The organism is Enterococcus sp. DIV0840 (assembly GCF_050527835.1).
Classification (GTDB): domain Bacteria; phylum Bacillota; class Bacilli; order Lactobacillales; family Enterococcaceae; genus Enterococcus_L; species Enterococcus_L ureasiticus.
Genome location: NZ_CP172876.1, coordinates 1,884,820 through 1,904,392, shown reverse-complemented (window position 1 = coordinate 1,904,392; position 19,573 = coordinate 1,884,820). Strand labels below are relative to the sequence as shown.

Sequence of the window (19,573 nt, the reverse complement as noted above, 5' to 3'; positions counted from 1 at the left end):
AGGCGGTGTGAATTAGAATCCGTCTTAGTTGGAAAGACTCATTATATTTTAATCAAGATGAAAAATCTTTTTATATACAGTTTCTAGTGAAATAGCCCTTTATTTCATCTAACATAAAATTCTCAATCAATTTTACTAGATGGATATCAACACCATGTTCTAGAACTTTCCTACACTTAATAAAAGACCAATTTGGTAAATCTCCACTAAATCTTGGATCATTTGCGTAAATAACTCCGTCAATACCACTCCAAATAATGGCCGATGAGCAGAGAGGACAAGGTTCAAATGTTGAATATAACCAATAGCCTGTTGGTAAAACAGCACTGTTTAAGCGTTCACAAGCAGCTCTGATAGCATTGACTTCGGCATGAGCTGTGGGATCGTTCGTTTCTTGGACCGTCGTTTTACCAGTAGCGATAATCTCCATTTTTTCATTTACAATTGCTGCATAAATAGAGTGATTTGCCCATTGTTTTTTTATTAGTTCGGCCATAATCTTTTCATTTGGATGCTGACTCATTATGGATCTCCTTTTTCAAGTCTCGTTTATTTGTTTTAATGTATTTGTTTTGACATGCTGATATCTGTTGCAACAAAACCAGTTTTTTCATACAAATGAATCGCACCTTTATTGTGAGCAAATACGTGCAAGTCAATTTGTGATACGTTAATTTCTTTAGCTTTTTCAGCAAGAGAATAGATTGTTTGGCTCCCGTAGCCTAAATTTCTAAAGTCTTCAAACACGATAAAATCATAAATGAAAAATTTTGAATCATAAAGAGTTTTATTTAAGTGTACCCACAAAAAACCAACCTTTTTATCCGTTGAATCATCTACAATAGAATAAAGATATTCATTTTTAGTATCCGTTCCCTCCGGTAAAAGTTCGTTAAAGCTCTTCTTTGCTAAAGAAATTGCCTCATCCTCATTCCATGTACCAGCTGTAACTTTATCTTTAGCATAGTCTTTGATTGCAAATGATAGATATTTTTTATAATCTGTTGCAGTCATTTCTTTTAATATAATTGTCATCAGTTTTCCCGCCAATTCAAGTTATTTACTTAAATCATACCATTTTTACTACATTAAAAAAAGACTATAGAAAAGTAATTTTCTGTAGTCTTTTCATCCTATAATAGGTTATTGTTCATTTTTCATGGCCGCTAAAGCAGCTGTATTGATAATGTTCCACGGTTTATCAAATGATGGTTGGAAGAAAAAGTCGGCATAAGCTAAATCTTCAATTGTCATTTTCGCTTTGATTGCTAATGAGATTGCATTGATATTGGCTGTTAAATCAGCTTTTGACATCAATTGTGCACCTAAAATTTGTGTTGTTTTAGGATCGTATACAAGTTTGAACCAAGCTTTTTGTTTATCAGGATTGAAGTCCATCAAATAATCCTCAACAACAAGTGCTGATTTTGTTTTTTTATTCAATTTCTTAGCCATTTCTTCATTGATCCCTGTAGAAGCAAATTTATAATCGAAAACAGCTAGACCTGATGAGCCTTGGATGCCAGGAAATGGTTTTACAGGGCTTACTAAGTTTTTCACTGCAAAACGACCTTGTTTTCTGGCGTTAGTTGCTAGAGCAATATTGACTTCCGTCTCACCTGGATTGTATTTGATCAGTGTAGCATCCCCGACTGCAAAGACATCCGCAGCACTTGTTTGCATGTATTCATCTGTTTTGATCAGACCATTAGGATGTAACTCTAATGTATCTTTCAGCCAACCTGTATTAGGACGAACTCCGACTGCCACAACGACAAGGTCAGCGGCATATTCAGCTTTATCAGTTACAACTTTTTGAACATGGCCCTCCCCTTTATAGCTTTGAACCGTTTCATTTGTCACTACTTTGATATTGTTCGCTTCCATTTCTTCTGTCAAAACATCAGTAAATTCTTTATCTAAATAGACACCTAAAGGTCGATCTAATATATCAATAACCGTTACTTTTTTACCAGCTTTAGCAAATGATTCTGCGGCTTCTATACCGATATACCCACTACCGATCACAACAACGTTATTTACTTCTGGATCGATTGTTTTTTCTTTTAATTTTATGGCCCATTTTCTGCCACGCATCAAATAGATATTTTCTAAATCTTTACCTGGAACATTTAATTCAAACGGAACGGCTCCGGGACTGATGATTAGTTTGTCATAATCTTCAACACGTTCCTCTCCTGATAATAAATCTTTGACCACTACTTGATGATCTTCAGGTTTGATTGCAGTGATTTCTGTATTTGAAAAGACATTGACTCCTCTGCTTTCCATTTTCTCACCAGTCATATAACGAACGGCATTGACATCTTTTACTTTTCCTTCTAGATAGAGCTGCATGCCACAAGAGAGAAAAGAAATGAAATCGCCTTTTTCGTACCATTGAATTTCTGCCTCTGGGTGTAAATTTAATAATTCTTCAACTGCCTCGTATCCCCCGTGCGATGAACCTAAAACAATAACTTTCATTTCATGTACCTCCAATATTATTTATTATATAATAAAGAGTATCATATAAATGCATGAAATAACAAGTCTTTCAGCTTATTATTCTCAATTGAAAATAATAATTGAGAATAAGGGGCCTTTTTTATCATTTATTATTTTTACATAATGTATCTATAGATGAAGTGTTCTTCTAGTTTTCTCATAGGCTTTTCTCAGCTCCGTTTTTTATTTTTGTTTACATAATAAAATTATGAGCAACTAATTTCTTTTTTTCCAATTAAACAGCCAGCTATAGACAATGAAATCTGTCCATAGCTGGCTGTTTATATTTTTTATTTGAAAATAGTTACTTCTTTTTTTACTTCGACCGTAATTTTCCCATTCTTAATAACATAATTTCTCTCAGGTATATCAATGATCGCATCTGCTTTTACTTTCGTATCCAGCAAGACTAAATCAGCATTATTACCAACCTGAATGCCATAGTTTGTTAAGCCTAATGCTTTTGCAGGATTTTCTGTGATCATTGGTAAAACAGTCGGTAAATCATCAGCTCCCCCTAAATGTCCTACAGGAATCGCTAGCATTGCAATTTGCATTAAATCACCATTACCATAAGGAGTAAAGGCATTGCGAATATTATTGGTCGCTAGACATACATTAACTCCCGCATCCCGAAGTTTTCTGATTGGCGTTACTGCTCTTCTAACATTGTATACATCATTTCTAGCACCTAAGTGTAAATCTGTCGCTGGTAAGGCCATCACACTGATTTGGGCTTCAGACATTAGTTTAATAATTTCACTTAATCTCTCAGGTTCTAATGCGTGAAGCGCTGTTAAATGCCCCACAGATACTCTGCCGTGATAATTTTCGGCAATCGTTTTTTTACATAAATATTCTATTGAAATATCTGTTGCTTCGTCGCTGAAATCTTGATGGAGATCGATGTCTTTATCATATTTTTTAGCAATTTCGAAAACTAAATCAATATGTTTATCTGCTGGAGCATCATTGTATGGAATACCACCAACAATATCTGCACCCATCTCCATTGCTTCATACATCATTTTTTCTGTACCAGGCGCTTTAAAAATCCCTTCTTGTGGGAACGCAACGATTTGCATATCGATCAAATCCTGATATTCTTCTTTTAATTTCATAATTGTTTTAAACCCGGAAAACCCTTGCGCTGGATCAAATTCGGCATGAGTTCTAACAGCAGTTACACCATGAGAAATAATCATTTCTAACGCTCTTTTTGCTCGTTGGTAAATATCTTCTTCCGTGAACGTTGGTTTCAATTCGGCTGTAACACTGATTGCTTCTTGCAAAGTCCCCGATTTATTTGATTTTCTGTCAGCGATCAAGGCTTTATCCAGATGGATATGGCTTTCGACCAAACCAGGAATCAAAACACGTCCTTGCGCTTCAATTACATTTACCGCGTTATCCGTTAAATTGTCCGAAATTGCTACGATTTTACCATCTTTTATCCCTACATCTTGCAACGCTTCTCCATCACTTAATCTTGCTTGCTTAATTAAAATATCCATTTATTAACACCCTTTCTATTTGATCTATATAAAGAATCCAATCCCAATCAATATAACAGAAGCAATACTGATCCATTTAACATTTCCTTTTACAACCTCTAAGATCGGAATTTGGAATCCAGATGATAAAGCTTGCATCGTAATATTAACAAAACTCATTTGACTACCTAATCCAACACCAACAGCAACTAAACCAAGTTCAATTGAAGAGAAGCCTAAAGATACGGCCACAGGGAGAACGAGAGTCAAAACGGAGCCAACATATGCACCCGCCGGTACACCAATCAAGATTCCAGTTAAAATCGCCACAGGAACCATGATCAAAGCAGGCGCAGAACTAGCGATCCCTGCAATAACAGCGAACGTTCCAGTTTGAGCAATGATATTTATAAACGCTAGAAAAATCCCTACTTGGAACAGTCGAGTCAAAATGTATGTTGAACCATCTACCATTGCTTCCACCGACTGATTTAATGTGAAATCTGAACAAATAAAAATCAACGCAAGTGTCAATATCATATACACTAATGGGGTCAATAATGGGAACCCGACAAGGTCATTTACTACAGGACCAAAAATTACAGCGAACAGTAAAAAGATCGCAGGTAAAGTTAACTTAAATAATGCTTTATTGCTCATTGAAGCATATTCATCATCACTATTTTCTTTAAAACTGATATTACGACGTTTAGTTCCCCAAAAAGCTAGAATAATAGCCAACGCACAAAAAACTAACCAAATCGGACGCATATCTGAAACATATTTAGCCACACTAAAATCTCCTAATTTTGAAACAATACTAGATTCTAATGAAGCTGGTGATGTCGTGAACGAAACAGCTGCTGCAAGAGACATTGCTGCAATCAACTCGGGAACGGCTCCAACCGCGACAAATGCCAATGGGGCAATCACCATTGCGCTACCGCCACCGATACCGGACATATAAGTAGCCGCTGCAAGCAGGATAACGATAAAGGCTGAAACATATTCTACTTTACCTTTTGTCCCCCGTTTTGCAAGAGTCAGTGCTGCTGAATAACCGCCTGATTTAAATACAGCCATCGCAACAGCTGAATTAATAATCGGTACAGTAATGCCTAACATCATGGGGATGGTTTCCAATAATTGTTTGTTCGCTTGTTCTAACCCAATTCCACCAATGATCATGGCCAAAACGCCACCGACAAATCCAGCGATGATCATATCTACTTTCATAAATAATAAAACTAACACTAAAATCAATGGAATGATCACAATCACGGCTTTTATCCCCGTAGGCGCAGTAATTGCATCAATCTCTTGTGCAAAAGCAGGCACAAATGAAAAAAGAAATAGCAGCGAAAGTAGCAACCCGCTCAAAAACTTTTTAGGTAATTTCATAATTATTCCTCCAACCATAGCTAATTAAAGCATTTTCATTTTTATGATAAGCAATAATTGCTTTTTATAATAGACCTAGAAATTTTGTAACCTTAGAACATCAGCAAAAATAATACCGAGTGAAGGTTATGTACTACAAGAATTTGTTTCTTTGAATTTTCGATAGCGTTATCAAGTTATTTAATCTGCTATCGAAAAAAAATAAATAACTGTACTGTTCGTGAATTATATCAAAATATTAGTGACTATCTCAATATTTTAACAGTAAATACTCTCCTTCCTTCTCCTTATAATACGTTTAAATTTCGAAAAAGGAACAAGAATGCATCAAAAATTATCCTAATAAATAAAAAAAGGTAACGCTTGCACTTTTGTGGTTAGCGAGTTTATAAAAAAAAGTGAAAACAAAGTAAAATTTACGTTTGTTTTCACTATGCTCTATTTACTATTTTTCTTCATCAAGTAACGTAGATAAATCATAAGGTGTATTTTGATAAACGGCATAATTTACCCAATTAGAAAATAACAAAGACGCAGCCATATGCCATCGTAATTGCGGCACTTCATTGATATTATCATTTGGGAAATAATTTGTAGGGAGATTTGGATGAATTCCTTTTAGTTGATCGCGTTCAAATTCTTGTTGTAATGTCTCGCGATCATACTCTAAATGTCCCATTGCATAAAAGGCTCGATTATTTTTATTTCCAACTAAAAAAAGCCCTGCTTCCTGTGATTCGACCAAAATTTCTAATTCCTCGGAATTTTCTATATCGCTTCGTTTGACTCCAGTGTATCTAGAATGTGGAGCAAAAAATACGTCGTCAAACCCTTTTAAAATACTCCAAGTTGGCATTAATACATCATGAGCATAAATACCCGTTAACTTTTGATCTAAGAAATACTTATCGATTTTATGATGGTGGTAAAGCCCTGCTTGAGCGCCCCAACAAATATGAAACGTAGAAAACACATGTGACTTACTCCATTTGAAAATCTCCTGCAGCTCTTCCCAATAATCAACTTCTTCAAAAGGAATATGCTCAATCGGTGCTCCTGTGATGATCAAACCATCATAGAATTTTTCTTTGACTTCTTTAAATTGATAATAAAAACGCGTCAAGTGATCACTAGATGTATTTTTTGCCTCATGACTGCTCATATGTAAGAACTCTACATTTATTTGTAATGGCGTGTTACTTAGAAGTCTCAAAAGTTGAACTTCCGTCTCATCTTTTTTTGGCATTAAATTTAAGATTAAAATTTCCAAAGGGCGAATGTCTTGGTGCATGGCGCGATCTTCGTCCATTACAAAAATTTTCTCTTTTTCAAGTACTTTAATAGCTGGTAGTTCTTTTGGAACACGAATCGGCATGCGTATATCCTCCCTTTCTTTTTGTCTAATTTCATTTTACGATAAAAAGGAACAGAAAGGAAGATTCTTTCTAAGAAAACAACAAGTTTCCAAAATGATCACTTGATAAAAGTATCCAGCCTAAAAAACATGAGATAGGACATCTGTCCCACCTCATGTTTTACCCTTATAGAAAGTTAATTTGTTAATTCATTACTTTATTCATCTTCTTTTTTAGCATTACGTTTGAAGGTGAAGAAAGCAAACGCTCCTAGTAATAACGCACCTAGCATTCCCCAATTACTAACAATTTCACCGTTATTAGGAAGATTTTTTTGTGTACTGCTTAGGTTTTTCAAGCCAGAGCTTCCGTTATTACCTACGTTGCTACCATTCCCGGTTCCATTGCCATTTCCACCGTTTCCGTTACCATCGCCTGGATCAGCTGGAAGTTTGAAGTTAGCTGGCTCACTTTGATTACCATCACCATCTTTTGCAATTGCTGAAACTAGTTCTTTTGGCTCAGCGAAACCAATTGGGATTTCGATAACGAATCCAACCGTTTCACTCGCAGCCCCAGCACCTAAAACTTCTCCTGCTGCATTTTGAAGTTCTACATCATTTCCTGGTGTTGCAATTCCTTTAATCGTATAACCGGTCATAGAGTTTCCAGTTACACTGTCGACTATTGGCGTTGCAACAAAGACAGTGGGGTCAGCCGGCGTCATGAATGGTGTTGCTGTACTAACATCACCAGCGTTATTTTCAGCCGTTGCATTCAATGCTTCATTTTCAGTTGCTGAACCTTTAGGTAAAGCAATAGCGAATTCACCATCTAACGCAAGTGGAGCTCCAACTAGAAACGTTCCATTTAAATCAGCAACGCCTGAACCGATGACTCTACCAGCAGCATTGCTGATTTTGACTTTGTTACCTGCGGTTGCTTTACCAGTTACGATGTAACCCGTTTTTGATGTTCCGGTCACATTATCAATGATTGGTGCTTCAATACTTGAAGAAGGATCTGCTGGGATTGAAAATAGTGTCGGTAAACTTGTGTTAAGCGCATCATCAATTGCTACTGCATTTAGTTGTTGCAATTGATCTACTTCTTGAGAATCTAACTCAATTGAGAATTTACCATTGCCATCCACGTTTCCAACACCTACTTCAGTTCCACTTAGTGTTCGAAGAGATACTGAATCACCCAAAGTGGCGGTACCTTTAACTGTGTAACCTGTGTGAGAATCACCTACCACGCTTGTGATGATCGGTGCTGCTACAAATACTGGATCTGCTGGTGTAGTAAACGCTGTTGCAGGACTTTGATTACCAGCACCGTCAGAATCTATCGCTCTCAATTGTTCAAGTTGACTAGCTGAGCCTGATGCAAGCACTATTGAGTAATTTCCACTACCATCTACTTGAGCTGAACCAATCACTGTTCCATTTAATTTTTTGATTGAAACTGTATCGCCAGCGACAGCAGTACCAATTACAGTGTAACCAGTAGCAGAAGTTCCTGTTACCCCAGTGACAACTGGTGCTTGAATTGAAACAGGATCTGATGGTGTTGTGAATACTGTTCCAGGACTCGTATTTCCATCTGCATCTTTAGCTATTGCAGTTAATTGTTCATTTGGTGTAGCTGATCCTGCCGGAATCGTAACACTATAATTACCACTGCCATCTGCCACGCCTGTTCCAATTACTGCTCCACCTGTATTTTTGATTTCCACAGTACTTCCTGCTGGCGCTGTACCTGTTACTGTATAGCCAGTTGTAGAAGTACCTGATACATTGTCAACCGTTGGCGCACTAATGATTACTGGATCGGCTGGCGTTGTGAACGGAGTAGGTATACTTTCATTTATCCCAATTTTTGCAACTGCAGTCAATGACTCACTAGCAGTTGTCAATCCTTGAGGAATCACAATGGTAAAATTACCACTGCCATCGGCAATACCGCTTCCAATTGTAGTCCCACCTGCATTACGGATATCCACCGTATTCCCCGCTGTAGCAGTTCCAATTACCGTATGCCCGGTTGCTGAGGTTCCAGTTGTACTCGTCACGACTGGCGATGCAACAACAATTGGATCAGCAGGTGTATTAAATGACGTTGGCGTACTTTCATCTGTTCCTGATTTTGCAATCGCAGTTAGCGATTCGCTTGCTGTTGCCTGACCTTGTGGAATAGTGATAGTAAAGTTTCCCGTTCCATCAACTGTACCCGTTCCAATCACAGTCCCGCCTACATTGCGAATATCAACTGTGTTACCTGCTGTTGCAGTACCTGTTATTGTATAACCAGTTGCAGAAGTCCCTGTTGTATTTGTCACTACCGGTGGTGCTACTACTACTGCATCTGCTGGTGTGGTAAATGCTGTCGGTATACTGTTATTACTTCCATCAGATGCAATTGCTGTCAAAGGTTCGTTTTCAGTTGCAGAACCTTGTGGAATGGTGATTGAGAAGTTCCCGCCTGTTGCTGGTCCTGAAGCAATTGTTGTGCCACCTGCATTTTTAATAGTAACTGTATTACCTGCTGTAGCTGTACCCGTTACCGTATAGCCTGTTGCAGAAGTCCTGTTGTATTCGTTACGACTGGTGGTGCTACTACTGCATCTGCTGGTGTTGTAAATGCTGTCGGTGTACTATCAGTGCCACCATTAGAAGCTGTAGCCGTTAAGTTTTCATTTCCTGTTGCGGCGCCTTGTGGGATATTGATAGAGAAGTTTCCACCTGTTGCCGGTCCCGATGCAATTGTTGTACCACCTGCATTTTTAATAGTGATCGTATCGCCCGCTGTAGCTGTACCCGTTACTGTATAACCAGTCGCAGAAGTTCCAGTAGTACTTGACACGACCGGTGGTGCTACAACAGCCATCGATATTGGCATGAATATATTTGCCATCTGGAGAAAGAGTAGCGGTAGAATTAAATTGTGCACTACCAAAATTTTCAAGGTTATTTAAAGCGTCGATTTCTGATTAACTGTTGTCAAATTTAACGTAACACCAGTTAAACTTCCCAGTGTACCATCAACAATATCTGTTAATAATGTAGATAATTGATTAACTGCATTTAGTGTTCCCGTCAAGAATGTTAAATCACCGACAGTCAAAGTAATATTTGTATCGATTTGTGCTGCTCCGTTTGTAGAAACGCGTCCATTCAATTCGCTTGGAATAGTTAAAACTGCTTGTTTTGTTCCACTAGCAATAACAGTACCACCAACTAACTCACTTCCAGTTATTGAAAAATCAACATTTTTTGTAGAGCCATCAGCAGCCCAACGAGCTCCAGTATTTGTTCCACTATTGTTTGAACTACTAATATTAGATAAAATTTCTGCATCTAATATCGCAGCTGAAGCTGTAATTCCTCCCGGTAAATAAAATGACAATGGGGCTGTTAATGGTGCAATAACTAAGCTACTTGTTAACACTAATGATAATGCGCGATATTTATTTTGTTTTTTTGACTTACTAGCGCTCTTCTTTTTCTGCTTATCATCTTTCATAATTATCCTCCTCTTACTTTCAACCTAATACCACATAGCGAACAATTAGAAGCTTGTTAAAACCAATAGACACTCTCCTTTCGTAAAACGTGAGCAACATAAAAATTTATTTAAGCTTCTACCTATGGATTTTATAACCTTTATAATATTTTTGGAAATGATACGAATCGTTAAGCCTTATTTTTATTAACGAAATAATAAATCATAATAAAAAAATTAACAAAAATACGTTAAAATACTTTTATATCAAGGTTTAAAATCCTTGTATATACTAATCCTATTCTGATTTAAATGATATGAAGAATAAATAATATATTATTTGTTTAATATATTATACTTGAAAGGAGTTTGTGTAAGCGCACTCATTATTAGTGATAACTTTTTACCTTCTAAGAATGAGTTCAATAATAAAAAAGACAAAGCAGTTAAATTGCTTTGTCTTTTTTCCATATATTCGGCTAATTAATTATTCACTTTTTCTTTTACACTTTTTTCAATTATCGGCTCACTGACTTTTTTATTCCAGAAATCGATTAAAGGTCCTGTGAAAAACGCATTTATTACTGTTCCAATACCAACTGGGCCTCCAAAAATAAATGCTAAAATAACAAAAAAGATATCTTGTATAACTCTCACTATACGATACTGAGCTTTAGTACGATCAACGATAATTGGAGCAATTGCGTCATATGGGGCATTCCCTAGTTTTGCCGACATATAAAAAGATGCACCAAAAGTAAAGATCACTACGCCAAAAACAAGTAATAGCCCTTGTGAAAGTAGAGTGATTTTAATTGAAAAAAACGTTGTGTAAATCCACGTATAAAAATCAATAAAAAAACCTGTAAGGACCATATTTATCACGGTTCCTATACCAATGTATTTTCTTCCAAAAATAAAAACGAGTCCTAGAATAATGATATTCACAATCAGTTGGTAAACACCTAATGAGAGCCCAAGAACAGCGCCAATACCAATATTTGCTGCAGTATATGGATCTAATCCTACTTGACCTACACGTAAAGTTGCCGCACCAAAAGCTAAAATTGCTACTCCAATTAAAGCATACAAGGAGCGAAGTATAATTTCTTTTATATTCCTATTTTCTTTCATCGTCTAACCCCTCAATTCTATTTACCTTTTAAGTATCTCAAAAAAGTGGCGAAAAGACCAAATATTAAGCTTTTTTTATAAAAAAATAGAGCTGAATTTACATTCAACTCTATTTTTCTTCATTAATTTTTAGCGATATCTTTTAGTGCAGCTTGAGCTAACAAGTTCAAGTAGTTCCAAGGACGATCAAAATGCGGCTGGAAGAAGAAATCTGATAACGCAAGATCTTCAACAGTCATTTCATTTTGAACAGCCAATGATAATGTATTAGCTGATTGAGTAATGTCATACTTAGACATTAATTGTCCTCCTACGATACGATTTGTTCCTTTTTCATAAACTAGTTCCATCATGACATTTTCAGTTGTTGGCATGAATTCTGGACGGTAGTTATCCTCAAATTGTGTTGCATCTACATCTAAGTTGTTCATTTTTGCACTTTCTAATGTAACACCTGTTGAACCGATTTTCCAGCCAAATAAATATAGACCAGATGTTCCTTGTGTCCCACGATAAGCAAGTTTTTCTTCGGTTAAATTGTAACCCACTAACATACCTTGACGAACAGCATTTGTCGCTAGTGGAATATAATTAGTCGTATTACTTGGATTATAGTGTACAACTGCACTATCACCAGCAGCAAGAATATCAGGATTGCTTGATCTCATAAACTTATCAACCACAATAGCGCCATTAGGTAACATATCTACTTTATCTTTAAGTAAGGTTGTATTCGGACTGAACCCAACACACATAATAACCATATCCGCTTCGAATTCTTGACTAGGAGTAATTACTTTATTCACATGTCCACTTGCATCAGCTTTAAATTCTTGAACATTCTCGCCTAGCGCTAAAGTTACACCACGATCGACAAGTTCTTTTTCTAAAACATCTGTAAAAGGCTTATCTAAATATTTATTTAAAATACGATCCAAACCATCGATCAAAGTAACTTCTTTACCAGATTCTACAAATGCTTCCACCAATTCGATTCCGATATATCCGCCGCCTACAACGACAACTTTTTTTGCATTTTTTGCACGTTCGATAATCACATTTGCTTGATTAAAGTTTTTACATAATAAAATATTCTCAGCATCAATTCCTTTAATTGGCGGAATGATTGGCCATGAACCAGTTGTCATTACTAATTTATCATATGAGATGGTTTCTTCAATACCAGTGTGTAAATCTTTTGCAGTGACTGTTTTATTATCAACATCGATTGTTTTGACTTCATGTTCCATTTTAACTGTAGCACCCAGAGACGCTAGTTCTTCAGGACTTGAATAGAATAAGCTGCTAGCCTCCTTCACTACTCCTCCAACGTATAAAGCAATCCCGCATGATAGAAACGATACATTATCATTTCGCTCATAAACGGTTACCTCCGCGTTTGGGTGATTTGTTAAAATACTTTTGACTGCAGCTGTTCCTGCATGCGTACATCCTACGACTACGACTTTCATTTTGTAAATCCCTTCTTTCAAGTTAAATTTTTCACCAACAAACCCAATATGAATCTATTGGTATACTAAAAATATAACAAAGTAGAAACCCATATTCGAGTTCTTTGCTTGTGAATCGCTAACTTATTTTTTCACAAACTCTTCCTTTCTTAACCCGATTTTCATCTATATGACCTGGAAATTAATTTAAAATGCTGTTTTTACAATAAAAAAAGCTGAGAAAAGTTAATTTCTTAGCTTGTGAAAATAAATTGCTATTCATTTACTGCAGCAATAATTTCTATTTCAATAAGAACATCTTTTGGTAAGCGGGCTACTTCAACGGCCGAACGAGCGGGTAATTGATTTGTAAATGCTCCTGCGTAAACGTCATTGAAAGCTGCAAAATCGTTCATATTCTTTAAAAAGCATGTTGTTTTGACAACATGGTCAAAGTCACTGCCAACTTCTTCTAAAATTGCTGCAATATTTTTAAGAACTTGTTCTGCTTGTTCTCCTATTGTAGTACCAACAACTTCTCCGGTTTCAGGACTTAAAGGAACTTGACCTGAAGCAAATAATAAGCCATTTACAATGTTTCCTTGTACATAAGGTCCGATCGCTTTTGGTGCTTTATCTGTTTGGATTGATTTCATTTTATCCCTCATTTCATTCTTTTTTTGCTTTTTGACAGTCCGGACATAGACCATATAATTCTAACCTATGTTCATTAATTTCAAATCCAGTCAATTTACTTGCTGCCATCTCTACATCTTCCAAGCCTGGATAATGGAAATCGACGATTTTACCACAATTCTGACAGATCGCATGATAATGTTTTTTGGAACTGAAATCAAAACGGCTAGACGCGTCCCCATAATTCATCTCTTGAACAAAACCAATATCAGTAAACAAGCGTAAATTATTATAAACAGTCGCAACACTCATATTTGGAAAACGATCTTCTAGTGAACGATAAATTTCATCTGCTGTTGGATGACTATGATTCTCAATGAGATATTCTAAAATCGCATATCTTTGAGGAGTAATACGAATATTGGCTTCTTTTAATTCTTCAAGTGCATTCTTTACCAATATATTGTCCATTTAGTTCCCCTCCCAGTCTTCTTTCTTAAATGATACTATTTCTAATCTATCTTGACAAGAATAATTGTATAAATAGTATAGGAAATATCATGTTTATCGCTGTTTTCTGTGAATTTGAAAAATATTACATACTTTTTGGGTTAGTTAAGCACGATAAAAAAGGAAGTCGTAACTCTACGCTTCCTTTTTTAAATAAACTATTCAGAAAAATTATATAGTGCAGTTGAAAGATACCGTTCGCCGTTATCAGGGATAACAGTCAACACTTTCTTTTCAGCACCTAATTCTTTAGCTACTTGAATTGCAGCATGGACAGCTGCTCCTGCCGATATCCCGACTAATAATCCTTCTTTAACAGCTAATTGTCGCGCTGTTTCCATTGCATCTTCACTAGGTACCGCAATTACTTTCCCATATATCTCTGTATCTAAAACTTTAGGAATGAAACCCGCACCGATTCCTTGGATTTTATGTGGACCAGGAGCTCCACCTTCCAGAACAGGTGATTCTGTTGGCTCAACGGCAACAATTGAAATTTTTGGATAGACTCTTTTTAATTCTTTCCCGACTCCGGTTATTGTTCCACCAGTCCCAATTCCAGCAACAAAAGCATCCAAACCAGCTGGTCCAAAGACATCTTGGATTTCTTTTCCAGTTGTTTTTTCATGTGCTTCTGGATTAGCAGGATTATCAAACTGCATAGGCATAAAGTAACCATCTTTTTCTGACAGTTCTGTGGCTTTAGCAATTGCTCCTTTCATCCCTTCAGCACCAGGTGTTAACAATAACTCAGCCCCATACGCTTGCATTAATTTTCTGCGTTCGATACTCATTGTATCCGGCATAACAATTACGACATTATATCCCTTTGCAGCACCGACCATCGCTAAACCGATACCAGTGTTTCCGCTTGTTGGTTCTACGATTGTATCACCTGTTTTAAGTTGTCCGTTTTTTTCAGCTTTTTCGATCATACTTAATGCAATTCGGTCTTTTACGCTTCCCCCAGGATTGAAAAATTCAAGTTTCACAAAAATATCAGCTGCTCCATCCGGGACAATACGTCCTAATTTTACTATAGGTGTCTTACCTATTAATTCAGTAACAGAATTAAAAATTTGAGTCATGATCCATTCCTCCATTTTAGTATTCGTATAAGCAAAAACTTTCTTGTGTTTATAATAGCTCATATCGCTTCATCTGGCTATCATTTTGCTAATGTATCCTAATTGCTACAAACTCTTTATACATTTTTAATAAAAATGTTGTATAGTAGAGAGGACTTTAAATTTAGTAAATAGGAGTTACGTCATTTATGAAAATTAAAAATATTAGTCCACGAGGCTATTGTTATGGTGTTGTTGACGCAATGGTTATTGCCAGAAATGCTTCTCTGGATGAAAATTTACCACGACCAATCTATATTTTAGGGATGATCGTTCATAATAAACATGTAACTGATGCTTTTGAAAGTATTGGAATCCATACCTTAGAGGGCGATAACCGGGAAGATATTCTATCTCAAGTCGATCAGGGAACCGTTATTTTTACAGCTCATGGAACTTCACCCAAAGTAAAAGAACTAGCGGTGGAAAAGGGATTAACTGTTATTGATGCGACTTGTCCTGACGTGATGATTACACATGAACTAATCGCTGAAAAAGTGTCCAAAGGTTATGAAATTATATATATTGGAAAAAAAAATCACCCTGAACCTGAAGGAGCGCTAGGCGTTTCTCCGGAACATGTTCATTTAGTTGCCAATCTAGCTGATATTGCTGCTTTGAAGTTAGCTGCTGATAAAATTTTTGTGACTAACCAAACAACTATGAGTCAATGGGACGTTAGTGATTTGATGGATTCGATTCAAGAAAAATATCCTCACGTGCTTATTCATAAAGACATCTGCAAAGCTACCCAAGTTCGTCAAGAAGCGGTCGTTGAGCAAGCTCAAGGGTGTGATTTGACGATTGTTGTTGGCGATCCAAAAAGTAATAATAGTAATCGCTTAGCTCAAGTTTCTATCGAGCAGGCAGGTGTTCCTGCTCATCGGATATCTGATGTTTCACAAATCGATGCTACATGGTTAATTGATGTCGAACAAGTAGCCGTGACAGCTGGTGCTTCTACCCCTACCCAAATTGTCAGAGAAGTTATTGACTATTTAAAACAGTTTGATGCAAATGATTCTACAACACATATCAAACATTCAAGCATAACTGCTGAAGCGATTTTACCTAGACCTAGAATAAAGGACCTGACTAAAAATCGTGAGCGACGTTTACAAGAGTTGCGATCAGGCAAACGATAAAAAAATAAAGCTTCCAACAATCCGTCGTTTTCATAACAGATTGTTGGAAGCTTTTCTTTATGCAACTTGTAACACTTGTCCTACAGTGATCAACTCAGCAGTTATACCATTTGATGCCATAAGTTGGTCAACAGAGATACCGAATCTTTCGGCAATTCCCCATAGAGTATCTCCAGAAGCTACAGTATAGGTTTGAGCTGTGGTTGTTGCACTACTTTGTCCAATAGCAGATTGATCCGTTACTGAACTTTCACTCGTTACAGCTGTCGCTGTATTTCCACTATCATAGGCAGTTAAACCATATGCAGCAATCAACCAGTTTAGTTTCCCAGCATAATTGGGATCTGTGGCATAGCGGCCAGCCAAAGCTGCTGTAGCGTCCATGTAGCTAGTCGTATTACTTTTCCAAACACCAGAGTAATGATAGTTTCCGCTAGAAGCTAACGTTGTTTTAAGAACATTAGCGTGATCTTGAAATGACTCAGTATACGATGGATAACTTCTAAATGGTTCAGTCACTGTTACCCATTGGCCATTCAAATATTCTGAAGTAGGCATATAAACTGTTTGTCCGCCATAACTTCCCTTTACACCAAATAAATTATAATTCGGAGCTGCGGCTAAACCTGAAGTACCGTAACTACTTTCTAATAATGCTTGTGCAATCATAACAGATGCGTATAAATCGTTAGCGTCAGCAACAGAAGCTGCTGAATATCCAATAGAATCAATAAATGCTTGTTGTGAAACTTCCCCTTGTGCTTCAACTTCTGTTGCTTGAGCACCTAAAGGCAATAAACTTCCTGCAATCGGAAGAAATACTAAGGAAGTTCCTACCACAGACGCAACCCGTTTGCGGTTAATTTTATGTTCTTTTTGTTGGTGCCTACTACTTCTTGTTTTGATCTCGTTCATTCACTTGTTCCTCCTCAATAGAACATCATATCATCATTCTACTCGGGGATTTTTTTATAAACAATTATTTACTCCTGAAATTTGAAGTTTTAAAGTGAGTGTAATCCAGCTGAAATTTTTGTTTTATTGATTGCTTCAATATTTGTTTCATCCGTTTTACATAGTGTCTATTATTCAGATGCATTTTTTTCTATAAATACCTTTATCCTTCGTTTATTAACTTTTTTTAATAATTAAAAATAATATTACAATTATTACTTTCATATTACAGAAAAAATCACAAAATGGCTTGAGTCGAATTGCAAGATTGTTGATCTGGTTTAGTTGGAGTGCCTTGTTATAGTAAAAAAGTAGAAATTCACGAAATGTGAACATCTACTTTTTTTATTTTTTATAAATTATTATATTTTGACACTACATTTTCAACTGTAAAACCGAATTCTTTCAATACTAGATCGCCAGGAGCTGAAGCCCCAAAGTGATTTATCGTTACTGTTGTGCCGGCAGTTCCGACATAACGTTCCCAACCAAATGGTGAAGCAGCTTCGATGGCAACTCGCTTAGTCACATCTTTAGGTAAAACAGATTCTTTGTATTCTGATGTTTGTTTTTCAAATAAATCAAAACTTGGCATCGAAACAACCGAAACATCTTTTCCTTGTTCAGCTAATGCTTTTTGTGCTTCGATTGCTAAGTTCACTTCTGAACCTGTCGCAATCAAGATTCCTTCTGGTTTTTCACCTTTTTGTTTAGAAATCACATAAGCACCTTTTTGAACAAGCTCACCTGCGTTTTCTTTTGTGCCTTCAATAACTGGTAAGTTTTGACGACTTAGAACTAAGATTGTAGGAGCATCTTTTGTTGTCATTGCGATTTTCCATGCAGCAACTGTTTCGTTACCATCAGCTGGACGAATAACTTGTACACCTGGCATGCAACGGATACTTGCTAATTGTTCGACAGGCTCATGCGTTGGGCCATCTTCGCCAACTGCCACTGAATCATGAGTCAATACATAAGTTACAGGAGTATTTTGGATCGCTGCTAAACGCACTGCAGGACGTAAATAATCAGTAAAGACGAAGAATGTTCCACCATAAACACGGCTTCCCCCGTGTAATTGAATCCCATTCATTGCAGCTGCCATAGCAAATTCACGAACACCAAACCAAATATTACGGCCTTCGTACTGACCAGGCTCAAAATCTTTTTCTGCTGCAACCATTGTATTATTTGAAGCAGACAAGTCTGCAGAACCACCCCAGAAACCTGGTACAGATTTAGAAATTGCTTGAATTGTCTCTTTACTCGTAACACGGCTAGCTGCACTTGATCTAACTTCATATGTAGGCAATTCACTATCCCAGTTTTCAGGAAGTTCATCGGCGAACGCTTGTTTAAATTGTTTAGCCAACTCAGGATGTTCTTTTGTATAGTTTGCAAACATATTGTTCCATTTATCTTCAGCTTTTGCGCCTTCTTCGATCATTGTTTCTTTAAAGCGAGCAGCGACTTCATCTGGAACTGTAAAATCAGGATATTCCCAACCATAAACAGCCTTAGCAGCCGTAATTCCTTCTGCTCCGATCGGTGCACCATGAACAGAAGATGTGCCTTCTTTTGGAGCGCCATAACCGATGACCGTTTTGACTTCAATCAGTGTTGGTTTATCTAATTCAGCTTTTGCGGCTTCAATTGCTTTAGAAATCGCTTCTAAATCATTGCCATCTTTTACTAAGATATGTTGCCAACCATAAGCTTCATAGCGAGCACCAACATTTTCTGTGAAAGCTTTGGATGTTGGGCCATCTAAAGAGATATCATTTGAATCGTATAACACAATCAGCTTGCCTAATTTCATATGGCCAGCCATAGAACTTGCTTCTTGAGAAACACCTTCCATCAAGTCACCATCACCACATAATGCATACGTATAATGATCAATAATGGGGAAACTATCACGATTATAGGTTGCAGCAGTGTGCGCTTCAGCCATCGCCATACCAACAGCCATTGCAATTCCTTGGCCTAAAGGACCAGTTGTCGCTTCAACACCATCTGTATGATGTACTTCTGGATGCCCAGGAGTCTTGCTATCCCATTGACGGAAACTTTTCAGATCATCAATTGTGACACCATAGCCCGCTAAGTGTAGTAAGCTATAAAGCATTGCAGAACCATGACCAGCAGAAAGAATAAAACGGTCTCTATCTACCCAATTCCTTGATGTTTTTGGGTTTACTTTCAAGTGTTTTGTCCAAAGTGCATAAGCCATAGGTGCTGCACCCATTGGTAATCCTGGGTGTCCTGAGTTTGCTTTTTGAACTGCTTCGATACTCAATGTACGAACTGTATTGACGCCTAACTGATCAGTGTTGTCGAACAAAAAAATCA

The 19,573-nt window shown here is 36.9% G+C and carries 16 protein-coding genes and 2 pseudogenes; 1 reads left to right on the top strand and 17 read right to left on the bottom strand.

Features of this window, described 5'->3' with window-relative positions; all coding sequences use genetic code 11:
* Positions 1 to 70 precede the first annotated feature (70 nt).
* The 15 genes and pseudogenes from IGL98_RS09105 to cysK all read right to left on the bottom strand — a co-directional run bounded on the left by IGL98_RS09105 (position 71) and on the right by cysK (position 15,080).
* Complete coding sequence (locus IGL98_RS09105; protein WP_242590210.1) at positions 71 to 523, bottom strand: nucleoside deaminase; 453 nt, start codon at positions 521 to 523, stop codon at positions 71 to 73.
* Between the two features lie 35 nt (positions 524 to 558).
* The gene (locus tag IGL98_RS09100; protein WP_206842464.1) at positions 559 to 1,035 is read right to left on the bottom strand and encodes a GNAT family N-acetyltransferase; all 477 of its coding nucleotides are present in this window, start codon (positions 1,033 to 1,035) and stop codon (positions 559 to 561) included.
* Between the two features lie 108 nt (positions 1,036 to 1,143).
* Positions 1,144 to 2,487, bottom strand: a complete 1,344-nt coding sequence (locus tag IGL98_RS09095; RefSeq protein ID WP_206842462.1) for an FAD-dependent oxidoreductase — start codon at positions 2,485 to 2,487, stop codon at positions 1,144 to 1,146.
* Between the two features lie 311 nt (positions 2,488 to 2,798).
* Positions 2,799 to 4,022: an amidohydrolase family protein gene (locus tag IGL98_RS09090; RefSeq protein WP_206912153.1), complete on the bottom strand. Its 1,224-nt coding sequence runs from the start codon at positions 4,020 to 4,022 to the stop codon at positions 2,799 to 2,801.
* A 24-nt stretch (positions 4,023 to 4,046) separates the two neighbouring features.
* Positions 4,047 to 5,402, bottom strand: a complete 1,356-nt coding sequence (locus IGL98_RS09085; RefSeq protein WP_206912152.1) for a citrate transporter — start codon at positions 5,400 to 5,402, stop codon at positions 4,047 to 4,049.
* A gap of 445 nt (positions 5,403 to 5,847) precedes the next feature.
* The gene (gene metA / locus IGL98_RS09080) at positions 5,848 to 6,777 is read right to left on the bottom strand and encodes a homoserine O-acetyltransferase MetA (protein ID WP_206842455.1); all 930 of its coding nucleotides are present in this window, start codon (positions 6,775 to 6,777) and stop codon (positions 5,848 to 5,850) included.
* 197 nt (positions 6,778 to 6,974) lie between these two features.
* Positions 6,975 to 9,188: an Ig-like domain-containing protein gene (locus tag IGL98_RS09075; protein ID WP_242590209.1), complete on the bottom strand. Its 2,214-nt coding sequence runs from the start codon at positions 9,186 to 9,188 to the stop codon at positions 6,975 to 6,977.
* Positions 9,189 to 9,287 (bottom strand): annotated as a pseudogene (locus IGL98_RS09070) (hypothetical protein); the annotation flags it as partial.
* Between the two features lie 32 nt (positions 9,288 to 9,319).
* Positions 9,320 to 9,658, bottom strand: a complete 339-nt coding sequence (locus tag IGL98_RS09065; RefSeq protein ID WP_242590208.1) for an Ig-like domain-containing protein — start codon at positions 9,656 to 9,658, stop codon at positions 9,320 to 9,322.
* A pseudogene (locus IGL98_RS09060) lies at positions 9,543 to 10,282 on the bottom strand (adhesive domain-containing protein). Before IGL98_RS09060 ends, IGL98_RS09065 begins: the two are co-directional and overlap by 116 nt.
* A 462-nt stretch (positions 10,283 to 10,744) precedes the next feature.
* Positions 10,745 to 11,395, bottom strand: coding sequence for a YczE/YyaS/YitT family protein (locus IGL98_RS09055; RefSeq protein WP_206842453.1), 651 nt, complete (start codon positions 11,393 to 11,395; stop codon positions 10,745 to 10,747).
* A gap of 122 nt (positions 11,396 to 11,517) precedes the next feature.
* On the bottom strand, positions 11,518 to 12,867 hold the full coding sequence (locus IGL98_RS09050) for an FAD-dependent oxidoreductase (RefSeq protein WP_206842452.1): 1,350 nt from the start codon (positions 12,865 to 12,867) through the stop codon (positions 11,518 to 11,520).
* A gap of 254 nt (positions 12,868 to 13,121) precedes the next feature.
* Entirely contained in the window at positions 13,122 to 13,502 is a 381-nt protein-coding gene (locus IGL98_RS09045; RefSeq protein WP_206842450.1) for a RidA family protein, read from the bottom strand.
* A gap of 13 nt (positions 13,503 to 13,515) precedes the next feature.
* Positions 13,516 to 13,953, bottom strand: coding sequence for a peroxide-responsive transcriptional repressor PerR (perR, locus tag IGL98_RS09040; RefSeq protein WP_069644701.1), 438 nt, complete (start codon positions 13,951 to 13,953; stop codon positions 13,516 to 13,518).
* A gap of 197 nt (positions 13,954 to 14,150) precedes the next feature.
* Complete coding sequence (gene cysK / locus IGL98_RS09035) at positions 14,151 to 15,080, bottom strand: cysteine synthase A (RefSeq protein WP_206912151.1); 930 nt, start codon at positions 15,078 to 15,080, stop codon at positions 14,151 to 14,153.
* A 188-nt stretch (positions 15,081 to 15,268) separates the two neighbouring features.
* Here cysK and IGL98_RS09030 point away from each other — a divergent pair, with 188 nt between their 5' ends.
* Entirely contained in the window at positions 15,269 to 16,264 is a 996-nt protein-coding gene (locus IGL98_RS09030; RefSeq protein WP_206912150.1) for a 4-hydroxy-3-methylbut-2-enyl diphosphate reductase, read from the top strand.
* A 57-nt stretch (positions 16,265 to 16,321) separates the two neighbouring features.
* Here the strand turns inward: IGL98_RS09030 and IGL98_RS09025 are convergent, their stop codons facing one another.
* Together IGL98_RS09025 and tkt are read right to left on the bottom strand one after the other, a co-directional pair.
* The gene (locus tag IGL98_RS09025) at positions 16,322 to 17,179 is read right to left on the bottom strand and encodes a glucosaminidase domain-containing protein (RefSeq protein ID WP_206842446.1); all 858 of its coding nucleotides are present in this window, start codon (positions 17,177 to 17,179) and stop codon (positions 16,322 to 16,324) included.
* Positions 17,180 to 17,570: 391 nt separating this feature from the next.
* A complete protein-coding gene (gene tkt / locus IGL98_RS09020; protein ID WP_206842444.1) occupies positions 17,571 to 19,565 on the bottom strand; it encodes a transketolase in 1,995 nt (664 codons plus the stop codon).
* Positions 19,566 to 19,573 lie beyond the last annotated feature (8 nt).

What these genes read in the sequence shown, in the direction of transcription:
- IGL98_RS09105 (WP_242590210.1), bottom strand. Translation starts at nt 523, where the DNA reads ATGAGTCAGCATCCAAATGAAAAGATTATGGCCGAACTAATAAAAAAA.
- IGL98_RS09100 (WP_206842464.1), bottom strand. Translation starts at nt 1,035, where the DNA reads ATGACAATTATATTAAAAGAAATGACTGCAACAGATTATAAAAAATAT.
- IGL98_RS09095 (WP_206842462.1), bottom strand. Translation starts at nt 2,487, where the DNA reads ATGAAAGTTATTGTTTTAGGTTCATCGCACGGGGGATACGAGGCAGTT.
- IGL98_RS09090 (WP_206912153.1), bottom strand. Translation starts at nt 4,022, where the DNA reads ATGGATATTTTAATTAAGCAAGCAAGATTAAGTGATGGAGAAGCGTTG.
- IGL98_RS09085 (WP_206912152.1), bottom strand. Translation starts at nt 5,402, where the DNA reads ATGAAATTACCTAAAAAGTTTTTGAGCGGGTTGCTACTTTCGCTGCTA.
- metA (WP_206842455.1), bottom strand. Translation starts at nt 6,777, where the DNA reads ATGCCGATTCGTGTTCCAAAAGAACTACCAGCTATTAAAGTACTTGAA.
- IGL98_RS09065 (WP_242590208.1), bottom strand. Translation starts at nt 9,658, where the DNA reads ATGCCAATATCGATGGCTGTTGTAGCACCACCGGTCGTGTCAAGTACT.
- IGL98_RS09055 (WP_206842453.1), bottom strand. Translation starts at nt 11,395, where the DNA reads ATGAAAGAAAATAGGAATATAAAAGAAATTATACTTCGCTCCTTGTAT.
- IGL98_RS09050 (WP_206842452.1), bottom strand. Translation starts at nt 12,867, where the DNA reads ATGAAAGTCGTAGTCGTAGGATGTACGCATGCAGGAACAGCTGCAGTC.
- IGL98_RS09045 (WP_206842450.1), bottom strand. Translation starts at nt 13,502, where the DNA reads ATGAAATCAATCCAAACAGATAAAGCACCAAAAGCGATCGGACCTTAT.
- perR (WP_069644701.1), bottom strand. Translation starts at nt 13,953, where the DNA reads ATGGACAATATATTGGTAAAGAATGCACTTGAAGAATTAAAAGAAGCC.
- cysK (WP_206912151.1), bottom strand. Translation starts at nt 15,080, where the DNA reads ATGACTCAAATTTTTAATTCTGTTACTGAATTAATAGGTAAGACACCT.
- IGL98_RS09030 (WP_206912150.1), top strand. Translation starts at nt 15,269, where the DNA reads ATGAAAATTAAAAATATTAGTCCACGAGGCTATTGTTATGGTGTTGTT.
- IGL98_RS09025 (WP_206842446.1), bottom strand. Translation starts at nt 17,179, where the DNA reads ATGAACGAGATCAAAACAAGAAGTAGTAGGCACCAACAAAAAGAACAT.